Source organism: Arsenophonus nasoniae DSM 15247 (genome assembly GCF_000429565.1).
GTDB lineage: Bacteria > Pseudomonadota > Gammaproteobacteria > Enterobacterales > Enterobacteriaceae > Arsenophonus > Arsenophonus nasoniae.
The window spans coordinates 1-5,219 of the sequence record NZ_AUCC01000130.1 but is presented as its reverse complement, the minus strand read 5'-3'; the positions used below and the strand labels follow the sequence as shown (position 1 = coordinate 5,219).

The following is a 5,219-nucleotide window of genomic DNA, read 5'->3' as shown; positions in this document are numbered from 1 at the left end:
AGAAAGAAGCGGATTTTTATACTATTAATCCTAAAGGCCAGGTACCGGTATTACAGTTAGATAACCATGATATTTTGACGGAAAATGCGATTATTTTACAATATATTGCCGATCAAGCCGCAGGATTAAATGATAAATTAATCGCACCCATGGGCAGCTTGCAACGTTATCATCAGCTAGAATTAGTTAACTATATTGCAACGGAATTACATAAAGGTTTTAGTCCGCTATTTTCTCCTTTAACGCCAGATAATTACCGCGAGATAGTGATAAAATCCTTGATCACAAAATTCAGCTATATGGAAAATTTGTTGGTTAAGCGGAAATTTATCTGCGGTGAACACTTTACAATTGCTGATGCTTATCTTTTTACTATTTATCGTTGGGCTACAGCCGTTAATGTGGATCTTAGTCAATATCAACATCTAAAACAGTATATTGAAGAAAAAATTAGCCCACGTAAAAGTGTACAAGAAGCATTAACGGCAGAAGGTTTAATCTAAATTGGTTTTTTATTTTTTGCTCTTCAAGTTTACATTAATTCGAAGAGCAATATCATTCGATAACAGGGTTAATCAAGCTGTACTGCTTTAAAGTAATGAGTAGGATTTACCATCTTATCTTGTGCTGCAATCAGTTGTAATTCATATTGTTTCATTGCTTTGGTTTTTAACATCACTTCATAAACCGCAGCGGCGACGTGCTCTAATGCGCTAGATAACGATTTACCGTTTAATAAATTGACTAGCAATAAGCCACTGGTTAAATCGCCAACCCCAACCGGTTGCTGTTTACCAAAATCAATTAGGGGCCGACTAATATGCCAGCAATGCGCTTCGGTCACTAATAACATTTCAAAACAGTTGGTATGATAACCAGCACGACTAAGATGTTTTACTAAAATGGTTTTAGGGCCTTTTTGACACAATTCTCTCGCCGCTGATAGCGCTTGCTCCACATTAGTAATCGATTTTCCAACCAATGTTTCCAGCTCTAACAGGTTAGGCGCCATTATGTCGCAGATAGGTAAAGCTTCATTACATAAAAATTCAGCTACTCCCGGGGTCACAATACAGCCCTTTTCAGCATGCCCCATCACCGGATCACAGAAATACCAAGCAGCAGGATTTGTTATTTTGGTCTGTCTAAAAATATCAACAATTGCTTTTCCTTGTTCAGCAGAACCAATATAGCCCGTCAGAACCGCATCACAATGTTTTAGTTTATGGATTTTAGCAATACCGTTAACAATATCCGTTAAATGTTCAGAGGACATGACACTACCTATCCATTGTGGATATTGTGTATGATTAGAAAATTGAACAGTATTCAGCGGCCAGACATCAATTCCCAGCCGTTGCATGGGAAAAACCGTGGCGCTATTACCCGCATGGCCGAAAACAACATGCGACTGAATTGAAAGAACGCTTTTCATATACCACTCATTTATTTTTATTTTTTAATAATCGTTGCTGTTATAAAATAAAATCATTACTAGCTAAATATGTAATTAACATGTTAGTAATTAATCTAATAAATTCCAATAAGTTGATCGCTACGTTGGATAAATCTTAATATGATTAAATTTACGCTGCGGTACACGCATTATTGCCAATTAACTAAACAGTAATGTTTTTTTCCACGCCTAATTAAAGAATAGCGACCAAATAGGCGATCTTCAGCAGTAAAAATATATTCAGGATCAACACATTTCTCGCCATTAATCGCCACCGCCTTTGAGCTTATCATCGTTCTTGCCTGGCCGCGTGAAGGAACCAATTTAGCCTCGACTAATGCCTGCTGTAAATCTGCCCCTGAATTTAATTTGATCATCGGCATGCCATCTTGCGCTAACTGGGCAAAATCTGCTGCGGTTAAAGCAGCAATGGTATCGGAAAATAGGCTTTCTGTGATCCGCTTAGCAGCCTGTAAGCCCTCATCGCCATGTACTAACTGGGTGACTTTTTCCGCTAATACATACTGCGCTCGCGGCGCTTTACCACTGTTTTGATCTTCTTCTTGCAATGCGTCAATTTCTTCAATTGGCATAAAAGTAAAAAATTTAAGAAAACGATAAACATCCGCATCGGCGGTATTCACCCAGAATTGATAAAACTTATATGGACTGGTTTTTTGCGGATCTAACCAAACTGCGCCCGCTTCCGTTTTGCCAAATTTAGTGCCATCAGATTTAGTAATTAGCGGTACCGTTAGACCAAAAACTTGTTTTTGAAATAGACGACGAGTCAGATCAATACCTGAAGTAATATTGCCCCATTGATCAGAGCCACCTATCTGTAATTCAACATTATGTTGATAGCAAAGGTTAGCAAAATCATAAGATTGCAGCAGATTATAGGAGAACTCAGTAAAAGAGATACCTGCATCATCGCGCTCAAGACGTTGTTTAACAGCTTCTTTATTAATCATTTGATTAACTGAAAAATGTTTGCCAATATCGCGCAAAAAGGTTAAGACATCCATTTGACCAAACCAGTCATAATTATTAACGACCTTAGCGCTATTGTTACCACAATCAAAATCAAGAAATGGCGAAACCTGTTGACGAATTTTTTCAACCCATTGCTGCACCGTTTCGCTAGTATTTAATTTACGTTCAGTGGCTTTAAAACTGGGATCGCCAATTAAACCTGTTGCCCCACCCACTAAAGCTACCGGTTGGTGTCCCATCTGCTGAAAACGCTTTAAACATAGCAAAGGAACTAAATGCCCTAAGTGCAAGCTATCAGCGGTTGGATCAAAACCACAATAGAGTGTCACAGATCCCTGGGATAGTTTCTCTATTAATGCCTTTTCATCCGTCAACTGGGCAATTAAACCCCGCTCTTGCAATTGTTCAATTAGGTTCTTGCTAACCATCAATAACTCCATCAATTTTTTTATTTCGTCAATTTTGTGGATAAATATAATATAAATAAGCGCAATAGAATAAAACGCTAGTCAAATAAGTGCCAGTTAAAAATCATTTTTTCCGATTAAGGCGCCAAGCGATCAATTTGCCAATGATCTTGTTGCCATTGATACAAAAATCGATCATGTAGCCGTTTAGTACCACCTTGCCAAAATTCAACACTGTTAAATCTGACGCGATATCCGCCCCAAAAACTAGGTAAAGGAATTTCACCATTTTTAAATTTTTGTTTTAATTCAAAAAATTTATTTTCTAATAGGCTTCTAGCCGAGATTTTTGCCGATTGCCGTGAAACCCAGGCCGCTATTTGACTATCTTTTGGTCGACTTTGAAAATATTTTATTACCTTAAGTGGGGAGAGTTTTTCTGCTTCACCCAGGAAACAAACCTGTCGCTCTAACTGATACCAGGGAAATAGCAAACTGACCTTATTGTTATGGGCAATATGTTGTGCCTTGCGACTCGATAAGTTGGTATAAAATATGAGTCCATCTTTATCATAATGCTTGAGTAATACAATTCGTTGATAGGGTTGTCCATCGCTATCTACCGTCGCAACACACATGGCTGTCGGATCGGCTAATTTTGCTTCATACGCCTGTTCTAACCAACGCTCGAATAAAACCAATGGATCGTCGGTTAAATCCTTACGCCTTAAACCCCCTTGAGTATATTCCCGTCTTAAATTAGCAATATCCAACTGATTTTTTTCTGCCATTTTTTTGCCTCTGTCTTATTATGATGGATAGCATGTTATACATTATTGGCCGGGTAAATTGCGCCTAATATGGTTTCCTGGCTAGCACCAGTTACAGAGGGTAAATTGCCTGGCATACTCGATAAGGTACGAGCTGCTAACCACGCAAAGGCTAAAGCTTCCATATTATCACCACTCAAACCATATTTATCTGTCGTTGCCACCACAATATGGCTTAATAATTCGCTTAAGCTTGCCATAAGATAGCTATTTTTAGCGCCTCCACCACAAACCAATAAGCAATCGACCTGATCATAAAGTAAAACTTGATCAACAATTGAACGGATGGTTAATTGCGTTAATGTCGCCTGGACATCCTGTGCCGATAAACTTATGTAAGGTGTTAGATATTTTTGTAACCAAGCAGCATTAAAATATTCTCTACCCGTACTTTTTGGTGCTGGCCGCTTAAAATAAGGATCCGCTAACATATCAGCCAAAAGCAACTCATTAACCTGACCCGATCGCGCCCAATCGCCATTATTATCATAAGGTTTATTTAAATGTTGATTGGCCCAGATATCCAACAGCATATTTCCTGGTCCGGTATCATAGCCTTTAATTATTGAATTCCCAAATAAAGTAGTAAGATTTGCGATGCCGCCAATATTTAAAATAATGCGATTTTCATCTGGATGGCTAACTACCTTATGATGAAAAGCCGGTACTAAAGGAGCTCCTTGCCCACCATACGCCATATCCCTACGACGAAAATCACCTACTACGGTGATGTTAGTTAACGCAACAATTCTATTATTATCGCCTAATTGCATAGTAAAAGGCTTTTGGCCAGTAGGTTGATGCCAAACGGTTTGCCCATGACACCCTATTGCGGTAATCTCTGTGGCCAGTAATGATTGCTGTTTCAATAGATAATTGATCGCATCAGCATATAACGTGCCGAGCTGATAATCAATTTCACCTATTGTTGCTAAAGTGACCGCTTGACCTTGACATATAGACAAGATTTGTTTTTTTAATTCCATAGGAAAGGGAAAGGCAATCGCACCTAACTGAACCACATTTTGGTCATCAATTTCTGCCAAAACAACATCAACCCCATCGAGGCTTGTACCTGACATAACACCTATTATGCGAACCTTGATGGTATATTATGGAATATTAATCTAGGAATAATCATTTTATTGTTTTATTGATTTGGTGTGAAATTAAAAAACAAACAAAATATCGCTAAACGATTCGCTTGTCTTCGACCCTCAAACTACTCAGTCGCTTTATTTATCGTAAAAAGATGGCTTAGCAGGAGCGCTAACGCGAGGGTTCATTGCTACCCGATAAGTCCCTCCTGGCTTCGGCGGTTTTCCATTCAGTTATCTTTGTGATTTCAATCTGCCGCCTTCCATGTCCTGACGGACATTTTAAAAATATTTGTTACTAAGAAAACTAAATTACTAAACAATCGAGCTAGCAATACGTGCCTGTAACATCCCTGTCTCACTTATGTTTTTACTAGCGCCTTCCAAACTATCGGCTTGCTTATCTACAAGATTTTTAAGCGTTTTTTGTTGC

Annotated in this window: 5 protein-coding genes; 1 reads left to right on the top strand and 4 read right to left on the bottom strand. The window is 38.5% G+C overall.

Features of this window, described 5'->3' with window-relative positions:
* Nucleotides 1-503, top strand: a 503-nt coding sequence (gene gstA / locus G468_RS0115990) for a glutathione transferase GstA (RefSeq protein WP_026823909.1), incomplete at its 5' end; no start/stop codon positions are given.
* Nucleotides 504-571: 68 nt separating this feature from the next.
* Here gstA and pdxY read toward each other — a convergent pair.
* The 4 genes from pdxY to anmK all read right to left on the bottom strand — a co-directional run bounded on the left by pdxY (nucleotide 572) and on the right by anmK (nucleotide 4,795).
* Nucleotides 572-1,435 carry a pyridoxal kinase PdxY gene (gene pdxY, locus G468_RS0115985; protein WP_026823908.1) on the bottom strand — a complete coding sequence of 288 codons (864 nt, stop codon included), beginning with the start codon at nucleotides 1,433-1,435 and terminating at the stop codon, nucleotides 572-574.
* Nucleotides 1,436-1,605: 170 nt separating this feature from the next.
* Nucleotides 1,606-2,880, bottom strand: a complete 1,275-nt coding sequence (gene tyrS / locus G468_RS0115980; RefSeq protein WP_026823907.1) for a tyrosine--tRNA ligase — start codon at nucleotides 2,878-2,880, stop codon at nucleotides 1,606-1,608.
* A 116-nt stretch (nucleotides 2,881-2,996) separates the two neighbouring features.
* The gene (gene pdxH / locus G468_RS0115975; protein WP_026823906.1) at nucleotides 2,997-3,650 is read right to left on the bottom strand and encodes a pyridoxamine 5'-phosphate oxidase; all 654 of its coding nucleotides are present in this window, start codon (nucleotides 3,648-3,650) and stop codon (nucleotides 2,997-2,999) included.
* A gap of 35 nt (nucleotides 3,651-3,685) precedes the next feature.
* Entirely contained in the window at nucleotides 3,686-4,795 is a 1,110-nt protein-coding gene (anmK, locus tag G468_RS0115970) for an anhydro-N-acetylmuramic acid kinase (RefSeq protein ID WP_071846905.1), read from the bottom strand.
* Nucleotides 4,796-5,219: the final 424 nt, after the last annotated feature.

Bases quoted from the DNA above. Each gene is read 5' to 3' on its own strand.
- pdxY (WP_026823908.1), bottom strand. From the start codon at position 1,435: ATGAAAAGCGTTCTTTCAATTCAGTCGCATGTTGTTTTCGGCCATGCG.
- tyrS (WP_026823907.1), bottom strand. From the start codon at position 2,880: ATGGTTAGCAAGAACCTAATTGAACAATTGCAAGAGCGGGGTTTAATT.
- pdxH (WP_026823906.1), bottom strand. From the start codon at position 3,650: ATGGCAGAAAAAAATCAGTTGGATATTGCTAATTTAAGACGGGAATAT.